Below are 3,853 nucleotides of genomic sequence, written 5' to 3' on the forward strand. Positions count from 1 at the left end.
TCGGCCTGCGCGCACCAGGCCGCCACCAGCATCGTCCAGGGCGACGGAAAACCCTGCGACATCGCCGACATCGAGTCGTGGAATGCAGCACAGGCCGACGGCAGCGCACCCCGGGCAAGCTTCACAAGCCCGAGCATCGCGTCCACCATCGCGTTTGCTGCCGGCACGCCCGCGGCCATCGCGGCAAAGCGTTCCCAAACCCGCTCGGCCGCCGCGAAATCCCCGGCCGCAGTCAACGCCATGACCTCAGCCAACCCAATGGCATACCGTTGCGATCCCCATTCGCTGAGCGCAGCCGCCCGCAACCCCGCATCCGCTATCCGGTGAACTTCGCCAAACCGGCCGGCGAGGGCTAACGCACACGACGTTGCCACCGCCGCCCACAACGCCGCCAACGGCAACACATCCGATCCACACAAGCTCGGCCCGGTCTCGATCGCTGTCGCAACATCGCCGGAGAAGAACCCAAACGACACCTCCAGGGCCGTGAGGAGAACGACCAAAGCCTCGGAAGCGACACGATTCTTCACGTCGGCGAGTACCTGCCGTGCCTGCTCGACCTGCCCGCAGTTAAAGAACAGGCCCAAGGCGCGCAGACCCCCCCACTGCACGATCAGCCACTCATCGGCACCATCGGGGGGGTCGAGGTCGGCGAGCACTGCCTCGGTCTCGTCGCCGCGTCCCTGCAAACTCAGCGCCCTAGCAAGCACGATCGCCGCCGGCAGGCCACCGCCGTGATCGAACGCGAATCGGGCCAGCTCCTCGCCGAGTGCAATGTCCGACATGGTCACCGCGCTCCTCGCTGCCTCGATGATCACGTCGAGGTCTGGCGCCAGATCGCTGCGCATCATGAACTGGGCCAGCTGTATCCGGGTGCGCACGTCCGGCAACCTCGACCACTGCTCTTGTGTCTGCATTTTCTTCTGAAGTTGTTGTGCCAGCATGCCGTTAAGCTGCCGCAAGCGCACCACCGCGGCGCGTTGGATTGCCGCCTCACCAATGACGGGGTGGTTCAGCCGCACCAGCAGGTCTGACCCGTCCGCGACGAGCTGAATCAACCCGCGGCGCTCGAGACGTGCGACCGCGTCGGCATCACAAAGCCCGCGCAGGATCTCCCAGTCCAGCACCTCCGCAGCGGCCAAAACCTCTACCGCCTCCAATTCCTCGGCGGCCAACGATCGCAGCCGAAACTCAAGAAGATCGAAGAGTTGGCGATCTGCACGCAGCGAACCTCGAAGCCGCCAGCCGTGTTCGACGCGCACCAGCGCACCGCTCTCACGACCGGCGCTCAGCAGGCCCCGCAGCATCAGCGGATTGCCCGCAGTTCGGCGGTACAGCTCGTCGATGAGCCGGCTCTCGACGTCGTCGCCGAGCACCCTGCGGGCGAGTTCCCCGGTTTGCGCCCGGGTGAACGTGTTGATATCCAGGCGGAACAACAGCTGCTCTTTCCACAGCGCCGTCACCGCGTCCGGCACCGCGTCACCCGAGCGGATCACCACGATCAATCGGGTACCGCCGCTGACGGCGAGCTGGTGCACCAACGTCGCCGACAACGCATCAAGCAACTGGGCGTCGTCAACGACGACGACCCGGCCTTCTTCCTGCTCCAATGTTCGGTGCGCAGCGGCCAGCATCACGGAGGGTTCATACGCGGCATCGACAGTCACCAACCGGTGGAACGCCCCCAACGGGACGCCGCGACCGGCCTCGGTGCCCAGCACAAACCGCACCGTCTGCTGCTGCGACCCCAAGATCTTGGCAAGCGTGCGAGCCAGTGTCGACTTGCCAACCCCGGCCTCACCCACCAGCGCGACACCACTAACCTCCGCGCCGGCATCGAGCGTCGCCATCGCCCGGCGAAGCTCATCATCGCGAGCGACTATCGGCCACCCGGCCGCCAATTCCGACTCCCCGCGCACCGGAACTCCCCACCTACTGGGCCACCGGTTCGCTCGTTGTTGCCGCAGCGTCGTCAGAGAACGTTCAGCCATGGTGAATGGATCACCTCCAAGTAACCTGGGGTACAGGTTCCGCCTGCGGTGTGGCATCGCGCTTGAGTAGCGCACTACCTGCTTCCTGGGGGCGCACCGCCTCCAATTCATCAGGCCCGAAGGATCGCACGCGGAACTCAAGGAGAGGGAGCGAAATATTACACCCGCGCTACTTAACCCGGGCGCTATTTAGCAAAGCGGGATACAGCGATAAGAAACAACCGATCGGCGATCTGGCGGTTGGACAGCCCGGCCGCGACCGGCATCGCGATCTCGCGTTCCCGGCCGCTGATCGCCCAGCGGGTGGGCCGCGGCACACGCGCGCACCGGCCAGCCCGTGCGCGCGGGCTGCCGACTCGACTTCCTTGCCGCGCTGGCCGGTGCGCGCGTGTTCGCCCGCCGCGTCGGCGGCAAGCGCCACCGCCAACGGAGTGTTCAACGTCGCGGCGAGCTCCTCTAGCCTCGCGCTCTGCGAACGGTAACCGAACCGGACCGCGGTATGCAGCGCGCATCTCCACAGCGTCCATCCCGGATTGGTGCGCGATCTGCGCGGCACGCACCGCGTGCATCCGGGCGGCCGTGGTCTGGCCGACGGCCGCCCGCTCCCAGGCCCGGGCCAACTCAAGTTCCGGCAAGAACACGGCTAGGTGTAGTCCGTAGGCTTCCTCCGCACTGCGCAGCGCGGCAGCGGCCGCCTCACCATCTCCCCGCGCCCCTTCGGCCTGCGCCCACCAGGCTGCCACCGGCATCGACCAGACCGACGTAAAACCACGCGACATTGCCGACATCGAGTCGCGAAATGCAGCGCAGGCGGACGGCAGCGCACCACGGGCAAGGTGCACAAGCCCGGGCACCGCGTGCACGAAGGCGTCTGCCTCAGGACCCACCGTGGCCGTCGGAGCATGACGTTCCCAAACCCGCTCGGCCGCCGGAAAATCACCGACGGCCGTCAACGCCATCACCTCAGCCAACCCGATCCTGGGTAACGCTCCCGGTTGGGCGAGCGCAGCCGCTCGCAGCCCCGCCTCCGCTACGCGGTGAACGTCGCCAAACCGCCCGGCGAGCGCCAACGCCCAGCACGTCGGCACAGCCGCCCACACCGTCGCCAACGGCAGCACACCCGATGCACACAGGGCCAGACCGGTCTCGATCGTGGTCGGTATGTCGCCGGAGAAGCACGTAAACAACACCTCGACTGCTGCGACGTAACTGACGATCGCCTCGGAATTGATGCGATCCATCACGTTGGCGAGTACCTGCCGTGCCTGCTCGACCTGCCCGCGATTGAAGAACAAATTCATGGCGCGCACACAGCCCCATCGCGCGGTCAGCAACTCATCGGCACCATCGGGGCCAAAGGCACCAAGCACTGCCTCGACCTCGTCGCCGCGTCCCTGCCAGCCCATCGCCTCAGCAAGCACGACCGCAGCCGCCAAGCCCCCGCCGCGATCGAACGCGAACCGCGCCAGCTCTTCGCCGAGAGCTATGTTCGACATGGTCATCGCGCTCGCCGCCGCATCGATGATCACATCGGGGTCCGAGGCGAGGTCGCTTCGCATCATGAACTGCGCCAGCTGGATCTTGGTGCGCACGTCAGGCAACCTCGACCGCCGCTCTTCCGCCCGCAGGTGCTTCCGAAGATGTTGTGCCAGCATGCCATTGAGCTGCCGCGAACGCACCACCCCAGCGCGTTGCATCGCCACTTCACCGATGAGGGGGTGAGCCAACCGCGCCACAGTGTGTGATTCGTCGGCGACCAACTGGATCACGCCATGGCGCTCAAGGCTTGCCACCGCGTCGGCATCGCAAAGCCCGCGCAGGATCTCCCAGTCCAGCACCTCCGCAGCGGCCAAAACCTCTAC

At 66.5% G+C, this 3,853-nt stretch carries 1 protein-coding gene and 1 pseudogene; both read right to left on the bottom strand.

Features of this window, described 5'->3' with window-relative positions; translation table 11 throughout:
• Window positions 1-1,850: ATP-binding protein (locus tag VEI45_RS02805; protein WP_324849924.1), on the bottom strand; the 1,850-nt coding region annotated here is incomplete at its 3' end.
• A gap of 353 nt (window positions 1,851-2,203) precedes the next feature.
• Window positions 2,204-3,853 (bottom strand): annotated as a pseudogene (locus VEI45_RS02810) (LuxR family transcriptional regulator); the annotation flags it as partial.

The organism is Mycobacterium sp. (genome assembly GCF_035623875.1).
Lineage (GTDB): Bacteria > Actinomycetota > Actinomycetes > Mycobacteriales > Mycobacteriaceae > Mycobacterium.